The sequence below is a fragment of the Marinobacter sp. LV10R510-11A genome, from assembly GCF_900215155.1.
In the GTDB taxonomy this organism is placed as follows: Bacteria; Pseudomonadota; Gammaproteobacteria; order Pseudomonadales; family Oleiphilaceae; genus Marinobacter.
Genome location: NZ_LT907980.1, coordinates 1836092 through 1853156, shown reverse-complemented (window position 1 = coordinate 1853156; position 17065 = coordinate 1836092). Strand labels below are relative to the sequence as shown.

Here is a 17065-nt window from a genome sequence, read left to right as displayed (position 1 = left end):
GTCGTGACAGCCACCGCCAGCATTCGTGAATGGACAGCAGCTCAGGATCATTGGCTGAAGGGGCTCTACCCAAGCATGAGCAATACCAAGATTGCCAGCATCATGGGGCGAACCTATCCAGCCATCCAGAACAGAGCCATCAAGCTGGGCTTGAAAAAGTGTCCGGATTACCTGGAACAGGAAAAGCCCGGGCGCTTCAAGAAGGGCGGCACGTCATGGAACAAAGGCATTCACTTCAACAGCGGTGGGCGGTCAGTTCAGTCGCGCTTTAAAGCGGGCCATGCTCCGGCAAACCAACTGCCGATAGGTTCTGAGGTTGTGGATAACTACGGCTACCGCAAGCGCAAGGTGCGGGACGATGCGCCGAAGGGTAGGGGCTATCAAAACTGGAAGTTCGTGCACGTGATTGTCTGGGAGCAGGCCAACGGGCCTCTACCCAAAGGCCACATTGTGAGGTTTCGGGATAGCGACATCACCAACGTAGTGCCCGGCAACTTGGTTGCACTGACCCGGGGTGAGAACGCAGTCATCAACCGTTGGATGGCGATGGGCGCTCTGCCAGAAGGCGGCATGGACGTACTGATTACGATGGCGAAGCTGAGGATCGCGGCGCGGAAAAGAAAAGAGGAGCTGGCAGCATGAAGGACCACCACAGCCCATTGGCAGTGCAAGAGATGCAGATACTCCACTACCTGATGCGGCACGGAGAATCTCATACCAACGATCTGCAGGCCCAGTTTGAAGAATTTGAGACGCGCAAGCAGCTGAGTTTGGCGCTTGGCAACATGAAGCAGGCCGGATTGATTGCCAAGCACAACCCCGGCCGGTGGTCGATCACCGCTGTTGGCAGGATCGCGCTCGATCAGAGCGGTTATCCGGGAACTGACAACGCGGGTAATCCGCCAGCCCAGGCACCGGAAGAAAACAACGATACGTGGCAGCTGCTGGACAAGATTCAGGCGCAAGTACCGGAGAACGCTTCACTGGTAATCGAGTCCGGCGAGCTGTTCTTTGTGGTCGCGGGCCAGAAGTTCGAGATTCAGAGCCCTGGCGACTTCGAAGCCATGGCCCTGGTGGCTGATCGGTATATCGGAGAGGTGGCATGAGCCTCAAGGCTGAGAATCTGAGCCCAGTGAACGACGCTCAAGCCATCGTTGCACTGATCGAGCGCCAAGGGCTGGCATACATGCACTCAAGCGGGTGCGCAGTGCTTGGAGACGGAACGTGGCTGCAGCCAGAGCAATGGGATACATGGCTGAATATTCACGGCCTGTTTGCTGAAGAATCTGGAGCAAGGGGAGAAGAGGGCATGGATAAGGTCACCGAGACTGAGGCAGCAAAGGTTGTTGGTTCATCCGCCAGCGACTGTGAGATCCAGATGATGGGGCAGGCAGATAGAAACCCACTGTCCGCGTTAAACGCCGTAGCCGGAGCTCTGCATTACATGAACTCCAAGGGTATCGAGAGGATAAGCCACAGGCGGGCCCTGGTTAAAGCCGGGCGGAAGGCTTTGGCAGAACTGGAGAAGATCTGATGGATCGTCCAATTTTATTTAATGGCGACATGGTGCGAGCAATTCTGTCAGGCCGGAAGACGCAAACACGGCGGATCATGAAAGTTCAGCCGCCGACTGACAGGCACCAGTTGTTACACATCATGGATTCAACCGACAGACGCCGGGTTGGGAAAAGCCACTGGGCAGTTCTGAACGCTGAAAAAACCAGCGTGATTGAGAGCGACAAAAAATATTTCTCATCTCCATACGGCAAGCCTGGTGACAGGCTCTGGGTAAGGGAGACATGGCGGCAGTTTCAGTCCGTAGACGAATGTGGTTGCAGCGAAAGCCCGTGTGGATGCCCTGATAACGGATCCGCGATCTTCAGGGCAGATGGATCAGACAGTGAGGCCAAGTGGCGGCCATCTATCCACATGCCCCGCTGGGCCACCCGGATCACGCTTGAGATAACCGATGTTCGGGTTGATCGGTTGCAGGATATCAGTGAGGCAGATGCCAAAGCGGAAGGCGTAATGAGTGAGCAGGAGGCAGCTGCATCAGGCCTAGCCTGGTTCGACAAACCCTGCCGGGCTTTCTGGTTCCTGTGGAAAGCCATTAACGGTACCGACTCTTGGGATGCCAACCCATGGGTGTGGGTGATCGAGTTCCGGAGGGTTGATTGATGGCAATGACCGATGCAGAACGTAAGCGCCGCCAGCGTGAGCGGCTGAAGGCCCTCGATGTTAGGCCTTTCCAGATGGAACTGGCAGCCAATGAGCGCAAGGCTATCGAGGAAGCAGCTCAGGGCAGGGGCTTTGAAGATCAGACCGAGTACTTGCTGGCGCTGGTTTATAAGGATCGTGACATGTCACGAAAAGAAAACGTGTGCAGTTACCCAAAGTGCAATTGCCCTTTCGATAAGCCAGAAGGCGCGGCGTGTTACCGGGGACGTACAGAGCAGGAGGCAGGTGAAGCATGAGCGAAGCCAAAAAAGTATTTGAGAAGTGGTGGCAGGACAACTCTGTGAAAATGCAGGGTTGGTATCCTATGGCCATTGCCTGGGCTGCATTCCAGTCGAACTGTAAGGGAATCCTTGATAGCTGCGAGCCTGCAGCATCCGTAAATGTCGTTCACGGGCACCGCGTGCTGCAGTGGACTGGTGAGGCTCTGCCAGTTGGGGCAAAGCTGTACGCCAGTTGTTCGGAAATTCCTAATAGCTCAGACCATATTGCTGACGCCAACAAAATGGTTGCCGATGATGCTGTGGCTAGAATCCTAATTGATCGTGTGGTCGCTGATCTTGATGGTGGATTCGTTGCATGTAACCGGTGCGGGGACCAGGAAGACACGGCAACGCTCGACTGTATGGGCGACCTTAAAAGGCTACAGGAAATTCTAGCCCACCCTGCCAGCGCCGAACCTTGCCGCTTCCACGACCTTGACGACGAAGCGTGCGAGCAATTCAGCGGGCAAGTGCCGTGCGAGCCGTATCCTGCCAGCGCCAAGCCCCTGCAATTCGGCAACGGATCTCTGGTAGTCGCTGACGGAAGTATTGACGGTGTGCCCGCCGTGTTCATCTCCCCCGCGCTTGAGCACGAAAAAGCGCCTGATACCGCGCTCACTGGCAAAGATGCAGGGCGCAGGCGTGACAGACTTTATGGTGATGAAACTGTGTTGATATTCAAGACAGTAGAGCATGCCAGTGCTGTGGCCGGGGCACTGATTCGAGGGAAGACTGCCAGCGCCGATGTGCCTGACGCAATGATTCTTGACGACGAGCCGAATCCGGAAAGCCTGGAGTCAATTGCTCGTGTGGAGAGTTGGAACGAATGCCGGGACTTTTGTTTACGGTTGACCGCTGAATCTCAAACGCCATCCCTCGGCCAGCGCAAAGCCGATCAGGTCGGCAAAACCATAGGCGTACTTGTGCAGAAACCTGATGGTGGAGTGATGGCGATCAGTGACCTTGGGCGATGCACTATGCTGCGGCAGGATGTGACTGGGGCGGGTGATGGAGTGAGTGTGCCGGATATAGAAAATGAATGCCCAGCATGCGGTGGCGATGGGGGCTTAATCCAACCTGGATACCCCAACGGCGCACTGTATGTTTGCCCTGAGTGTGATGGTGATGGCACCACCCCCACAAAGGCCGATGAGGCTGTGAGTGTGCCAGAAATAATAAAGGCGCTGGCCGATAAGATGGAGGTAGCGGAAGGCGAAGACGTGAAAGGCGGCTATATGTGGGACGCCTCAGATTGTGCAGAGTTTATGCGGGAAGAGGCGGGCAAGATAGCCACCACACCCACCAAGGCCGATGGCTGGATTAAGTGCAGTGAGCGGTTGCCTCATGAGGGAGACGGTCATATTTGGATTTTTGATGACAGGGGGCGCTTAGTACTTGGGCCCTACGAGTGGGATATGTTAGAGCCGGATATGGGTGAGACTCACTGGATGAGGACTGGACTGGTGATGCCAGATATGCCAAAGCAGGAGCAAGGCAAATGAGTAAAACCAGGGTCGTAATAGCCTCAAAAATCACCATGGCACACGCAATATCCCAAGCTATGGCTATGCCAGAAGCTCACACCCTTTTTGAACCAGAGAGCCATACGGCCCTTAGCAGAGGTAAGGGAAAAAAGCGCAAACAATGGGAGAAGCAGAAATGAGCACCCCAGAATTTATCTACCTGGTACCCGGCAAGTACGACGGGGAACGCGGCATGATCTGGAGCGACGATCCAGACCCGGACTCTTACTCTGATCCCGAAGAAGCGGTGAAGTATGTGCGCTTTGACAGTATTGAAGCGTTGCAGGCTATGAACGCGGATCTGACAGAAGAAATCGATCACTTGCAAGACTCGCTAATCAGGCAAGGGAAGATGCTGAGCGCTATCGTCAATATTACGAAAGGCCAGCCGGAGGGAAACACCCTGCACTCCACTCATGATGCCGTTGAGAGTGTTGAGCGTTTGCAGGCGCGTATTGCTGAGCTTGAGGTCGCGCTTGAAGCGGCAGCGCTGGACTATCATCTCGCATCTGGCGGGGATCATTTATTTTACGCCATAGCTGCGCTTGAGGTAGAGAAGGCGGGAGATAATGATGGAAGCCTGTAAAAGTTACCGGCGGGGAACGGCGTTTTGCGCCGACGGATTCCCGCAATGCGCCTACTGCTGGAATGGCAGAACGGGAGTATACAACCGCCCGCTATGCCTGAATGACGATCCATCAGAGCACCAAATGAAAGCATTTTTAGATGATGCTGGTATGCCGAAAAAGATAGCGGGAGGTTGTGATGCTTAAAGCTTACAGGATCCATGCGGGTGAGCCGCAAGATGCCGCAGCCTTGGTGTTTGCCGAGTCATTCCGCCAGGCGAAGGTGTTGGGTTTTAATTCTTGCGCTTGTGAAGGCTGCGATTATACCGATGTGCGCGGCGACCATATAAAAAATGACGGGTGGCTGAAAGCGAATGCAGCCGATCAAGAGAAGCTTACCAAAGGAGTTCCGCACGTTATAGACGGCCCGCCATCGTGTGAGGATTGTGAGCTTTGGTATGACGAGCTTTTCGGTGGGCTATGCGAAAGCTGTTCAGAAGAGGCAGGAGGTTAGCGGTGAAACTCATGAAAGCAACTCAGTTCCGGATCCGTTATTTTGAGAAGGGCAGTGAGCCGGACATGAAGACGCTGAAGAAGCTCATTGAAGAGGGCGATCTGCCGGGCCAAAAGATGGGAACGATTTACTACGTCGATCTGGATCGAATCAAAGTTTCCAGCAACCCTCTCGTGAATAAGGTATTGGCAGCATGAGTCCGAGGCCGCGCAACAAAGCCAATAAGCCACTGCCGGATAATCTATATCCGGCCAATGGTGGGAAATCGTACCAGTACCGGCACCCGGTCACCGGTAAGTTCCATGGCATGGGCGTGAGTCGGTTGAACGCTATTGCCGCGGCCAAAGAGCTGAACACAATGCTGATTCCTGACAACGATCTAGTCGCAAAGGTGCTCGGTAACATTACTGTCCGCCAGCACGCCAAGTGGTTTATGGATAATATCGCTCCAGAGCGGGAGTACAAAGCCAGCACCCTGCAGATGTACCAGGTGCAGATTCGTAAGCTTGAGGCTGCCATGGGTGATGTGGCTGCTGAAGATGTAAGTGTTCAGGATCTGGCACAGCTTCTGGAGAAGTATTCGCCGCGGACGGCCAATCAGATAAGGCAGGTTGCAGTGGATCTGTTCCGCGTTGCTGTCAGTCGAGGTCTCAGGGCGGACAATCCAGCCGAGGCAACGTTGAAGCGGAAGGAAAAGAAAGCGCGGAAACGTCTAACTCAAGATGAGTACGATACGATCAAAACAATGAGTCCGCTATGGGCACAGAATGCAATGGACCTCGCCCTGATTACGCTGCAGCGCAGGAGCGATGTTGCCCGTATGAAGTTTGAGAACATCCGCGATGGCAAGCTTTACGTCATCCAGGAGAAAACCGAGAAGTACGATACCGGTTATCTGGCCATAGCGGTTGGCCCGCGGCTGGACAAAGTGATCAAGCGTTGCAGGGATGATATGGCCAGTCCGTACCTGGTGCACCGTCGACCGGAACGGAAGGTGAAGGATAGGGCGGGCATGGATCACTGGACTCAGGTTAAGCCACAGATGTTGACCAGGGCATTTGCAGAAGCCCGGGATGAGTCTGGCTTATTCGATAAAGCCCCGGAAGGTGAGCGGCCAACGTTCCACGAGATCCGTGCACTGGGTATCAAGAACCTCCGAGACAAGGGTGCAGATCCCCAGAAACTTGCCGGCCATTCAAGCGCAAAGATGACGAGCAATTACGATTCAGGGCACGACGAAATAAGGTGGGTTGAGGTCTCAGCAGAATAGAAGGTTTTGGATTTATATTGGATTTGTTTTGGATGGCTCAAAAGCAAAAAAGGCAGACCACTCGTAAGTGCCTGCCTTAATTGACTAATATGGTCGGGACGGTAGGATTTGAACCTACGACCCCTTGCACCCCATGCAAGTGCGCTACCAAGCTGCGCTACGCCCCGATTTGCTAATTACTGCCTTTTCAAAGCCTAGCTTTGAAGACATATGCCAAGGAGACTTAAAGAGGAATCTCAGTGGCTTAGCGGGAGCGAAGTCTACACTAGCTCAGATCAAAAATAAACAGACTTTGCTGGTTTCGCCCCTATATTCTTTACCGAAGCTTGGTTTCCCTGAGTTGTTGAACGAACTTTGGTGGATCAAACGTATCCGGCTGGGATTCCGCCCAGTATTTATCAAAGACCGCTAGGCCAGTTTTACCCTCAAGCAAGGCGCCGGGCGCTAGGAAGGGGAACAGATCAATATACGAGTGCACCTCGGTTCTCGATACCCTGCGTACAATGTGTTCCGGCCCCAGTTCGCCAGGATGGCGCAAGCCTGAGGCCTCCAGCAAGTTCTGCAGCGCATCCAAGGTATTTCTGTGGAAGTTGTAGACCCTCTGGCTTTTATCTTCTACATCTAGCTTGCTGCTTCTTCTGGGATCCTGCGTGGCAACACCGCTGGGGCAGCGCCCGGTATGGCAGTTCAAGGCCTGAATGCAACCCAGCGAGAACATATAGCCGCGGGCCGCATTGCACCAGTCGGCGCCCAACGCCAGCGTGCGCGCAATATTAAAGGCGGAAGTGATTTTACCGGCTGCGCCGATGGCTATGTGTTCCCGAAGGTTGGTACCCACCAGCGTGTTATGCACCAGCAAGAGTGCTTCTGTCATGGGTGTGCCAATGCGGTTGATAAACTCCAGTGGTGCGGCTCCCGTGCCGCCTTCACCGCCATCTATTACAATAAAGTCTGGCTTGAGACCGGTTTTAAGCATGGCTTTCACGATGGCAAACCACTCCCAAGGATGGCCGATGGCCAGCTTGAAACCTACCGGCTTGCCTCCGGACAACTCGCGGAGCTGATCAAGAAACTCAAGCATTCCAATGGGCGTTGAAAAGGCTGAATGCTGAGCGGGGGAAACGCAATCTTCGCCCACGGATACGCCCCGGGCTTCCGCAATTTCTGGTGTTACCTTGGCGCCGGGAAGAATACCGCCATGGCCTGGTTTTGCACCCTGAGACAGTTTGACCTCTATCATTTTTACCTGGTCGAGCGTGGCGTTCTTCTCGAACATTTCAGGGTTGAATGAGCCGTCTTTGTTGCGGCAACCGAAGTAGCCAGACCCGATCTCCCAAACCAGGTCGCCACCGGGCTGTCTGTGGTAACGGGAAATAGAGCCTTCGCCCGTATCGTGGTAAAAACCGCCCATTTTTGCGCCGGTATTTAGGCTCAAAATGGCGTTAGCGGAAAGCGAGCCAAAGCTCATGGCAGAGATATTGAAAACGCTTGCGCTATAAGGCTTGGCGCAGCGCGAGCCAATCTGGATACGAAAATTGCTGTCTGAAATCGTGGATGGCTTTAGTGAGTGATTGATCCATTCAAAGCCCTCTTCGTACATTTTTAACTGCGAGCCAAAGGGGCGCTTGTCCAGCACATCCTTGGCGCGCTGATAGATGAGGGTGCGCTGATCCCTGGAAAAAGGCTGCTCGTCGTTATCGGATTGAATAAAGTACTGGCGAATTTCCGGCCCTATGGATTCAAACAGATAACGGAAGTGCACCATGATGGGGTAGTTTCGGCTGATTGTGTGCGCGGTTTGCAGCACATCGTAGGTGCCAAGAATGACTAAGGCGCCGAATATGCCTGGGATCAGATACCACGCTTCGTAATGCAGGCTGAGAGCCAGTGAGGCAACAAAGCCAGTAATGCTTATAACGTAGGCCGAGTAGCGCATCGGGAAAGTGGTTGTTTTCTCCATGAATCTCTCGCTTTACTTCGTGGATATGGTGAGTGGTTTGCATCATTTTGTTGGCGCCCAGTATATCGATACGGCGCCTGACTGCTATCCGATTGATTGTGCTTTTGGCTTTCAGGGCTTCGAATTTGGTCTATTCTAGGTATAAGTGTTGCTGGTTTTTCGCCTTTTGATGTTTTGAGTTCAAAACACTATTATGGCGCGCTTGTAGCGTTTGCACCCAGATTAAGAGGGGTTTTCGATACTAAATTCTAAACTAGGAGGCGCCAACACGTGGGCGACGTAGTTAAAGATGTAGTTAAAGACGAGTATCAAACCGATTACGTAGCCGGCCAGGATAATATCAATCCATTCGGGCTGGATCTGCATGCACCGGTATTTCCCATCACGGCGATTCTGGTAGTTTTGTTTGTTATAGGGACGCTCATGTTCCCGGAAGTTTCCAAAGAATGGCTGAATGGTGCCAAGAACGAGATTATCGAAACGTTCGATTGGTTCTTCCTGCTAAGTGCCAACATTTTTGTCATCGTGTGCATTGCGCTGATTTTTATGCCTGTAGGCAAAATTCGCCTGGGTGGCATGGATGCGAAACCTGAGTTCTCTACTTTTTCCTGGTTTTCGATGCTCTTTGCGGCAGGTATGGGTATTGGCCTGATGTTTTGGGCTGTCGCAGAGCCAGTCGCCTATTACACTGGCTGGTTCGGCACACCATTTAACGTGGCGGCGAATACCCCAGAGGCGCGGGATCTTGCCATGGGTGGCACCATGTACCATTGGGGTCTTCACCCCTGGGCTGTTTATTCAATCGTCGCGCTTTCACTGGCGTTCTTTGCGTACAACAAGAACATGCCTCTGACCATTCGTTCGGCTTTTTTCCCTTTGTTGAAAGATAAGGTTTGGGGCTGGCCTGGTGATATCATCGATACGCTTGCGGTGGTCGCTACGATTTTTGGTTTGGCTACGTCTCTTGGTTTCGGCGCACAACAAGCCGCCTCAGGACTGCATTATCTGTTTGGTGTGGGGTCTGGCATCAACGTTCAGATGGCCATTATTGTGGGTGTGACTGCCGTTGCGCTTATGTCTGTGCTGCGTGGGCTAGACGGTGGCGTTAAGGTGTTGAGCAACATCAACATGTCCCTGGCGGGCATTCTATTGTTCTTCGTTATTTTTGCCGGCCCCACCATGAGCATTCTGGAAAACCTGTGGGTGACCACTTCGAGCTATGTAACCAACGTTGTGGCCTTTAGTAATCCGTTTGGCCGTGAAGATGAAACCTGGATGCGTGGCTGGACGGTATTCTATTGGGCCTGGTGGATCTCCTGGTCGCCGTTTGTAGGCATGTTTATCGCGCGGGTATCCAAAGGACGTACGGTTCGTGAATTCGTCACCGCGGTTCTTGTTATTCCGACTGTGATCACCTCTGTATGGATGAGCGCTTTTGGTGGCGCGGCATTGGAGCAGATTGACCAAGGCGTTGGTGCTCTCGCAGAAGAGGGTATTACTGAAGTGTCTCTGGCTATGTTCCAGATGTTTGCAAACTTGCCGTTTACCAACATTCTCTCGTTTGTTGGTATTGTGTTGGTGCTGGTGTTCTTTATAACTTCTTCGGACTCGGGCTCGTTGGTTATCGACAGCATAACGGCGGGTGGTAAAACCGATGCGCCGACAGCACAGCGTGTGTTCTGGGTTATTATGGAAGGTGCTATTGCGGCTACGCTGATCTTTGGTGGCGGTGCGGATGCTCTGGGTGCAATCCAGGCGACTGCGATTAGTGCCGGCTTACCGTTTACGGTGATTTTGCTGATCATGACCTGGGGCTTGCTGAAGGGCCTGACCCAAGAGCGTAAGTTGCTGATTTCAAGGGGCGAGATGACATAACATAAGCAGCGAGGCATAAAAAAACCGGAGCACGACCTCCGGTTTTTTTATGCCTGATATTTAGAAAGACAAAAAGCTCAACAACCGTTATACAGCCCGTAGTTTAAAGGCTCGGGAAGGTTTTCATAGCGTAATCTGCCCGCTCCTTGGGTGTGAAATGAGGGCGCTTTAGGGCCTCAACGGCCCGCAATCTTGGCAGCAGGCCACGGCCATTTGCCATCTGAATTGCCAGGCCTGGCCGGGCGTTAAGCTCAAGCAGCAAAGGCCCTTCGTGGGCGTCTACCACTAGATCAACACCCATATAACCCAGGCCAGTTGCTTCATAACACACGGATGCCATTTCCAGCATCTCGCCCCAGGCGTCAATGTTGATGTTTTCCAGTGCAAGGCCGGTATCTGGGTGCAGCGTAATAGTTCGATTGAACTGCACGGCGTTCAGGCTTTTACCTGTGCCAATATCCAAACCTATGCCCACCGCACCCTGGTGTAAGTTAGCTTTGCCATCAGATGCCGTGGTGGCAAGCCGCAACATAGCCATAACCGGGTAACCTTGAAACACGATTATACGTATGTCGGGTACCCAATTCTATGTGTCGCCACACGGCGAGTGAAATACCTGCAGTAATGATCAGGGAAACGGCGATATAAAACGGTAAGCGAGAGGGACTGGTCGCTGTTTATTTTCCGTTATCTTTGTCGGTGCGGATGGATTCAGGCAGTTCCGTTGCGTACTCTTTGCCGACATCAATCAGCATCACATCTCGGAGCACGTTGCGGCCGATAAGCGCCTGGTAAGTTAGATTGCTCCGGTCTGCAAGGGTAAATTCTGCCACTTGCTGATGATCGCCAATGGTGAACTGAAGCTCCACAACCACACGCCGTTCTGCTTCCTCGGTACTGGCTTGGATGACCTTTACGCGTCGAGAGATTTCTTTCTCAAGGGTAATGAAGTTCTCTGTGCCAGGCACGGGTACATCGAAGCGTACCCAGTTGCTACCATCACGCTCAAAGCGGGTAATGTTGCGTGCGTCGATGGAGGAGGTTTCAGCGCCGCTATCAATCCGTGCCTTGTAGATAAGCCCTGGGCCAGCCAGATAAAAGTTTTCAACTTCACCAATAACTACTTTGCCTTTGAGGCGATCGGCCCGGCCTTGTGTTTTGTCGGAAACAGGGCAGGCTTTCTGAGCCGGTATCGGTGGGCAGGAGGGCTTTGCAACCTGGGTCGCGATGGCATCTAGCACTTTTTGTGTAACGGCTTCGTTCTGTTTCAGAACTGTCTCATGCCGAACTGTTGCGTTGTTCTCCATAGTAACCAGTGTTGCACGCTGGCTCTGAACCGAAGCGTTGAGATCGCCCAGGCTGGATTTAGGAACCATAAAATAACTGTCTGTCGAGCAACCCGTCAGCAGAACCGTGCCTGCAATAACCAACCTGTGTATTTGCTTTACAGTTGGTTAAGGGGCGCAGATAGGAAGTGGCTTGTCCCAAGAACCTCGTCGGAGCGCAGGTAATCCTGAATCATTGGGGAACAGTTCAGATATAGCAGCAAAAATTCCCGCTGAATGTCTTGATCCTGAACCCGGGCAGCAAAGGCAATCAGATCACGTACCGCATCGTCTTTGCCGGTTTCTGCCGCTTCTGGGCTCCGGCCATACCGGCTCTTGAGCAGTGACATTAGGCGTTCAAGGTGAAATTCACCGGTGTGGGTGACTTGAGGGAGAATCCTAAAATCGGCTGACCCGTAAAATGCGGGCCCATAACATTCAGGCGAGCTTTCTCCGCACTCATTAAAAGCGCCGTCGGCCTGTAGAAAATCTGAGCCCAGCTTTCGCCAAAGTTCTTTTAACATGGTCAATTGTCCGTTTTAGTTCTAAGTCGACCCGAAAGCCGTTAAAAAAGCGTAATGCCATTAATCGCGGACGACCTTTACTCTTTTGACCTTTACTACTTTTAGTGGATATTACGTTGCGCGTCCAGAGTCGGATTGGTGCGCATTACCAAATTGCCAAGCAGTCGTGATACAGGCCGTGTGTGCGGCCTAGGGCTATGCACCGAGCTATGAGAGCCGAAGAAAAGAACGCTGTGTTCCGATAGAATGTAATGCGTGGGTAAGCTCACGTTAATCCTGATACTTACTGAAAACCCATACTGAAAACGAAAGGAGAGTTGGCTGTGCCAGAGGCCGTCAGTGAATTTGTAGCATCCCAGCCGGGATTAGTGGCGGCATTGGTTACCCTGCTGTTAGCAATCATAATTATTGTTGCCCTGTTTTTGGCGAAGGCGAGGGCGGAAAGCCGGGCTGCAGGCCTGCAATCTGAAGTGGTAGCGCACAGCCGACGGATAGAAGAACTGGCAGAAGAGCGCCAAAGCCAACAATATAAGAGTGATGAGCTTACGGCTGAGTTGAGCGAAGCTCGTGCGGTTCTGCGAGAGCAACAGATTACTCTAAAAGAAGAACGACGCTCTGCGGCGGAGAAACTGGCACTGCTGGAGCACAATCGGGATGCCCTGAAGCAGGAGTTTGAAAATCTCGCCAACCGGATTTTTGACCAGAAAAGTGAGCACTTCACTCAGCAGACCCGCACAAGCCTGGATACCTTACTCAATCCCTTCCGGGATCAGTTGCAGGATTTTCGCAAACGGGTGGAAGATGTTTACACCACAGAAACCCGGGATCGGCAGGCCCTTCGCAGCGAGATAAAATCTCTTCAGGATCTTAATCGTCAGATTACTGAAGAAGCCGCCAACCTTACTCGGGCCCTGAAGGGCGATAAAAAGATTCAGGGCAACTGGGGCGAGCTGATACTTGAACGAGTTTTGGAGAAATCCGGGCTACGCAAGGGCATTGAGTATGAAACCCAAGGCAGTTACCGAGACAGTGAAAATCAGCTTTTAAGGCCAGATGTGGTCGTAAACCTTCCGGATAGCCGCAACCTAGTGATCGATTCCAAAGTATCGCTGCTGGCTTACCAGAAGTGGGTTACGGAAGAAGATGACAGTGCCCGAGAAGAAGCCTTGAACAATCACGTGGAAGCGGTTCGCAACCACATACGCACGCTCAGCGACAAAGACTATAGCCAGCTAGGCGGCCTGCACTCGCCAGACTTTGTTTTCCTTTTTATGCCCATAGAGCCGGCATTTGTGGCGGCTTTTCAGCAGGACGAGAACCTTTTCTCAGAAGCCTTCGAGCGAAAGATTATTGTGGTAACACCGACAACACTGTTGGCGACTCTACGCACGATTGAAAACATCTGGCGGTATGAGCGGCAAAGCCAGAACGCGCGCTTGATAGCAGAGCGCGCCGGCGCGGTTTATGACAAACTCAGGGTGTTTGTAGAAGCCATGGAGCGCCTTGGCGTGCAACTCCATACTACACAGGCCACCTACGATTCGGCTATGAACACGCTGACCAGAGGGCGGGGTAACCTTATTGCTCAAGCTAATCGGTTTGTTGAGCTTGGGGTTAGAGTGAAGAAAGAGCTGCCGAAAGCGATTACGGATCAGGCAGAGGTGGATGCTGATCAGGGAGCACACCCCGAAGAGCCAAATTCCGAGGATCAGGCTATGGGTGCAGTCAACGAGCAGGAGTAATGGTTATGGCAGTAAGTTTTGAGGGTAGCCGTTTACCGGCCTGGAAATCAAAAGGCCGCCAACTGGCCAAAGTGGCGATTGTCGCTTCGGCGCTGGTGGCAGGGCAGGCTGCCGCATTGGCGCCAGAGCACGAAACCCGCCGTCTGATGCTGGCTACTGAAGAAGCGGTAACCGCTGAGAACTGGGGCGAAGCCAGCGAGTACCTGAACCGCTTGCAGCTTTTGGATGCGAACAAGCCGGTTGATTACCACTATTACCGTGGCCAGGTGATGCTTCAGTCTTCCCACTTCAATGAAGCCCAAGCGGCGCTTGAAGCCTACGTGACCAAGGCGGGTGCGGAAGGCAGTCATTACCAGAATGCCCTGAAGCTAATCACCGGGATTGAGCGAGCAAGAAAAGACAAAGCTCAGGCTCCGCAGACGGGCGAAGAAGCCAGAGTGGCTGTGATTGAGCCCGCGGGGGGCAATCGAGTTGCGTCCTTGCGCAGGCTGTACCTGGCAGATTCTGATCGCGAAGCGCTTGTTTTGCATCTCAACAGCTTGTTGGGTGTTGCCGGGTGGCGAACGGATCAGACGGTCGTGCGCCTCGACCGACCAGCAGATATTGAATACCGCCTGAGCAGTGGCGGTGATGCTATTTCCATTCAGGAGATTCGGCGCAACAACTCCGGTGGCGCTACTCGTAAAACCGCGCAAATTCCGGTTTTTGGTATAAACCCCCAAGTCGAGTGGGGCTGTGAGCAGGCCGTGGCTACCTGCTGGGTATACGATCCACGAGATGGCTCGCGGCTGATCCAGCTTTCGCCGAACCGAGGCCAGGCTGAAGAAATAGCCCAAACCCTGGGTAAGCTGATCCGCAACTTGCAGGCGCCCCCAAGCTCCTAACGCTCTGTTTTGACGTTACCCCGCTCGCCTTCTCGATAGGCACCCGGGGTAACCCCCGTCCATTTTTTGAAGGCTCGATGAAAGGTCGAGGGCTCTGTAAATCCGACTTTCGCGGAAATGTCATTAATAGAGAGCTCTTGCCGGCTCAAGTAGTAAATCGCCATATCCCTGCGTAGTAGATCCTTGATCTCTTGGAACGACGTATTTTCTTGCTTCAGCCTGCGGCGCAGTGTTTGCGGGCTGGTGTGTAGCTCCGTCGCAATCCATTCAAAGTCGGGCAGAGGTTTTGAGAAATCCCGGCCAATAAGTCCCCGAATTTTACCGGTAAACGTATTGCTCTCGTCTGGGCGGGATAGCAGATCCGCCGGTGAAGTTTTCAGAAACTGAAGCACTTCCGACTTGTCCCTGATAACCGGTGCTGACAAAAAGCGTTTATCGAACGTCAGAGCTGTGCGGTCAGACTCAAATGCCAGCGTGCAATGAAAAATATGACGATACTCATCGCCATGGGCTGGCCGAGGGTAGTTGAATTCGGCTTTCTCCAGCTCCACCGGCTGCCCGACCAGCCAGCAGCCAAGCCGATGCCAAAGAACTAGGAGACTTTCACGCATAAAATAATGGGGATCGCGAATTTCGCCTTCAATGTGCGAAACCAAGCGCACCTTCTGATTACCCGTTTCCAGCTTCATGGTCACCATAGGCTCGAACAAGCGAGAATACTGATACGCCCGCCGGTACACGGCCTCTAAGGTAGGGCAATCAATAACCAGTGCACACATAGTGGCGAATGTGCCCGCCCGGGCCCGCCTGGGGCCCATGCCCATCAGCTCGTCATCCAAACGGCTCCAGACAATCTGCAGCAACAGGCTGAATTGATCACTGCTTACTCGGGCCATCTCAATGCGCAACAAATCGGTGGATATACCCGCGTCCCGGAGCATCTCTTCGGTATCAAACCCCAAGTGTTCAGCGCCGGCCAGAGCCGCGTGTACAAAGTGCCGGGAAACTGTTAGGTCAGACATCTAACTCGCCATTTAATGAAAACGAGACCTATCATAAAACCCCCAAGCCACAATGCAACCAGAGTGCATCAAGAGTGCATCAAGAGTGTAACCAGAGCGGCTGTAAGAATTAGCTAATTGTTATGGCGTAACAGGCAGTTGGCCCCAGGGGCAAAACCGTGCAGCATGAGGCGAGCCAGAACAACACATCACACACAAGGAGAACACCATGGCAGGTCCTTTGACCTCAATGCGAATTCTAGATTTCAGCACACTGCTGCCCGGGCCATACGCCACCATGCTTTTAGCAGATATGGGCGCGGAAGTATTGAGAGTAGAGGCACCAGACCGGGTAGACCTTACCCGTGTGATGCCACCCCACGATGCGGGTGTGAGCACCTCTCACGCATTCCTTAACCGGGGCAAACAGTCTCTTGCGCTTAACCTGAAAAAAGAAGGCAGCAAGGAAAAAATTCTGGAGCTGGTAAAAGATTACGACATAGTGATCGAGCAGTTCCGCCCCGGCGTGATGGATCGTCTCGGCATTGGCTATGAAACCCTGAAAGCGATCAACCCCAAGCTTATCTACTGCGCCATTACAGGGTACGGCCAAACCGGGCCCTACAAAGATCGGGCAGGGCACGACATCAACTACCTCTCTATTGCCGGCGTCAGCAGCCACTGTGGCCGGGAAGAAAGCGGCCCCCCACCCATGGGCATCCAAATTGCCGACGTGGCAGGCGGCTCTCACCATGCGGTAATGGGCATACTCGCGGCAGTGATCCATCGCCAACAAACCGGAGAAGGCCAGTTTGTGGATATCAGCATGACCGACGCCGCCTTTGCACTTAACGGCATGGCCGGTGCCGCCTCCATTGCCGGTGGCCAGGAACAGAAGCCTGAAGGCGCCATGCTCAACGGCGGCTCGTTCTACGACTACTACAAAACCCAAGACAGCCGCTGGCTTTCTGTAGGCAGCCTGGAGCCCCAGTTCTCCGCAAGGCTATGCGACATACTCCAGCTGGCAGACATGAAGAGTTTTGCCCTCAGCCAAAACCCGGAGCACCAGGTAAAATTCAAAGCTGCGCTTAGTGAAAAGATCCTGCAGAAAACGCTGGAGCAATGGCAGGTAATTTTTGCCGATACGGACGCTTGTGTGGAGCCGGTGCTGACTATTTCTGAGGCGGCTGAACACCCACAGTTAAAAGCTAGGGATATGGTGATTGGGGTTGATCGGGGAGATGGCACGCTGCAGAGGCAGATTGGGTTTCCGATTAAATTTGAGAAGACGCCAGCGTCGACTACGTGCATTGGGCAGCCGCTGGGAGGAAAGTAATCAGAAAGTATGATTTGTTGCTAAACAGGTTGAATGAAGGTTCAGTT

General features: G+C 53.1%; 18 protein-coding genes, 1 tRNA gene and 1 pseudogene. 14 read left to right on the top strand and 6 right to left on the bottom strand.

Annotated features, from left to right (window positions below; all coding sequences use genetic code 11):
- The first annotated feature begins 3 nt into the window (after window positions 1-3).
- From CPH80_RS08780 to CPH80_RS08735, 10 genes are all read left to right on the top strand, one after another.
- Entirely contained in the window at window positions 4-642 is a 639-nt protein-coding gene (locus CPH80_RS08780) for an HNH endonuclease signature motif containing protein (protein WP_096276989.1), read from the top strand.
- On the top strand, window positions 639-1106 hold the full coding sequence (locus tag CPH80_RS08775; protein WP_096276987.1) for a hypothetical protein: 468 nt from the start codon (window positions 639-641) through the stop codon (window positions 1104-1106). The genes CPH80_RS08780 and CPH80_RS08775 overlap by 4 nt, the downstream gene beginning before the upstream one ends.
- A complete protein-coding gene (locus tag CPH80_RS22400) occupies window positions 1103-1534 on the top strand; it encodes a hypothetical protein (protein ID WP_227520419.1) in 432 nt (143 codons plus the stop codon). Before CPH80_RS08775 ends, CPH80_RS22400 begins: the two co-directional genes overlap by 4 nt.
- Window positions 1534-2178 (top strand): hypothetical protein, encoded by a 645-nt coding sequence (locus tag CPH80_RS08765; RefSeq protein WP_227520418.1) that lies wholly within the window; start codon window positions 1534-1536, stop codon window positions 2176-2178. The genes CPH80_RS22400 and CPH80_RS08765 overlap by 1 nt, the downstream gene beginning before the upstream one ends.
- A complete protein-coding gene (locus CPH80_RS08760; protein ID WP_096276983.1) occupies window positions 2178-2474 on the top strand; it encodes a hypothetical protein in 297 nt (98 codons plus the stop codon). Before CPH80_RS08765 ends, CPH80_RS08760 begins: the two co-directional genes overlap by 1 nt.
- Window positions 2471-4000 (top strand): hypothetical protein, encoded by a 1530-nt coding sequence (locus CPH80_RS08755; protein ID WP_096276981.1) that lies wholly within the window; start codon window positions 2471-2473, stop codon window positions 3998-4000. Before CPH80_RS08760 ends, CPH80_RS08755 begins: the two co-directional genes overlap by 4 nt.
- Before the next feature lie 157 nt (window positions 4001-4157).
- The gene (locus CPH80_RS08750; RefSeq protein ID WP_096276979.1) at window positions 4158-4607 is read left to right on the top strand and encodes a hypothetical protein; all 450 of its coding nucleotides are present in this window, start codon (window positions 4158-4160) and stop codon (window positions 4605-4607) included.
- 179 nt (window positions 4608-4786) lie between these two features.
- A complete protein-coding gene (locus tag CPH80_RS08745; protein WP_096276977.1) occupies window positions 4787-5101 on the top strand; it encodes a hypothetical protein in 315 nt (104 codons plus the stop codon).
- Window positions 5102-5112: 11 nt separating this feature from the next.
- Window positions 5113-5298, top strand: coding sequence for a hypothetical protein (locus tag CPH80_RS08740; protein ID WP_157746872.1), 186 nt, complete (start codon window positions 5113-5115; stop codon window positions 5296-5298).
- A complete protein-coding gene (locus CPH80_RS08735; RefSeq protein WP_096276973.1) occupies window positions 5295-6371 on the top strand; it encodes a phage integrase Arm DNA-binding domain-containing protein in 1077 nt (358 codons plus the stop codon). The genes CPH80_RS08740 and CPH80_RS08735 overlap by 4 nt, the downstream gene beginning before the upstream one ends.
- A 90-nt stretch (window positions 6372-6461) precedes the next feature.
- Here CPH80_RS08735 and CPH80_RS08730 read toward each other — a convergent pair.
- Window positions 6462-6538, bottom strand: a tRNA-Pro gene (locus CPH80_RS08730).
- A 149-nt stretch (window positions 6539-6687) separates the two neighbouring features.
- On the bottom strand, window positions 6688-8331 hold the full coding sequence (locus tag CPH80_RS08725; protein WP_096276972.1) for an FMN-binding glutamate synthase family protein: 1644 nt from the start codon (window positions 8329-8331) through the stop codon (window positions 6688-6690).
- Window positions 8332-8601: 270 nt separating this feature from the next.
- On the opposite strand from CPH80_RS08725, the gene CPH80_RS08720 reads away from it, so the two are divergent.
- Window positions 8602-10206 carry a BCCT family transporter gene (locus CPH80_RS08720; RefSeq protein WP_096276970.1) on the top strand — a complete coding sequence of 535 codons (1605 nt, stop codon included), beginning with the start codon at window positions 8602-8604 and terminating at the stop codon, window positions 10204-10206.
- A gap of 103 nt (window positions 10207-10309) precedes the next feature.
- Here the strand turns inward: CPH80_RS08720 and CPH80_RS08715 are convergent.
- The 3 genes and pseudogenes from CPH80_RS08715 to CPH80_RS22395 all read right to left on the bottom strand — a co-directional run.
- Window positions 10310-10786 (bottom strand): annotated as a pseudogene (locus CPH80_RS08715) (sugar-transfer associated ATP-grasp domain-containing protein); the annotation flags it as partial.
- A gap of 97 nt (window positions 10787-10883) precedes the next feature.
- A complete protein-coding gene (locus CPH80_RS08710; RefSeq protein ID WP_096281512.1) occupies window positions 10884-11582 on the bottom strand; it encodes an ATP-dependent zinc protease in 699 nt (232 codons plus the stop codon).
- 68 nt (window positions 11583-11650) lie between these two features.
- The gene (locus CPH80_RS22395; protein ID WP_227520417.1) at window positions 11651-11881 is read right to left on the bottom strand and encodes a hypothetical protein; all 231 of its coding nucleotides are present in this window, start codon (window positions 11879-11881) and stop codon (window positions 11651-11653) included.
- A 497-nt stretch (window positions 11882-12378) separates the two neighbouring features.
- Here CPH80_RS22395 and rmuC point away from each other — a divergent pair, with 497 nt between their 5' ends.
- Together rmuC and CPH80_RS08695 are read left to right on the top strand one after the other, a co-directional pair.
- Window positions 12379-13797: a DNA recombination protein RmuC gene (gene rmuC, locus CPH80_RS08700; protein ID WP_227520416.1), complete on the top strand. Its 1419-nt coding sequence runs from the start codon at window positions 12379-12381 to the stop codon at window positions 13795-13797.
- 5 nt (window positions 13798-13802) lie between these two features.
- Window positions 13803-14681: a hypothetical protein gene (locus CPH80_RS08695; protein WP_227520415.1), complete on the top strand. Its 879-nt coding sequence runs from the start codon at window positions 13803-13805 to the stop codon at window positions 14679-14681.
- Here the strand turns inward: CPH80_RS08695 and CPH80_RS08690 are convergent.
- Window positions 14678-15703 carry an AraC family transcriptional regulator gene (locus CPH80_RS08690; RefSeq protein ID WP_096276967.1) on the bottom strand — a complete coding sequence of 342 codons (1026 nt, stop codon included), beginning with the start codon at window positions 15701-15703 and terminating at the stop codon, window positions 14678-14680. The two genes, CPH80_RS08695 and CPH80_RS08690, sit on opposite strands and share 4 nt — an antisense overlap.
- Before the next feature lie 208 nt (window positions 15704-15911).
- Between CPH80_RS08690 and CPH80_RS08685 the strand changes: the two genes are divergently transcribed.
- Window positions 15912-17018 carry a CaiB/BaiF CoA transferase family protein gene (locus tag CPH80_RS08685; RefSeq protein ID WP_096276965.1) on the top strand — a complete coding sequence of 369 codons (1107 nt, stop codon included), beginning with the start codon at window positions 15912-15914 and terminating at the stop codon, window positions 17016-17018.
- The last annotated feature ends 47 nt before the right edge of the window (window positions 17019-17065 follow it).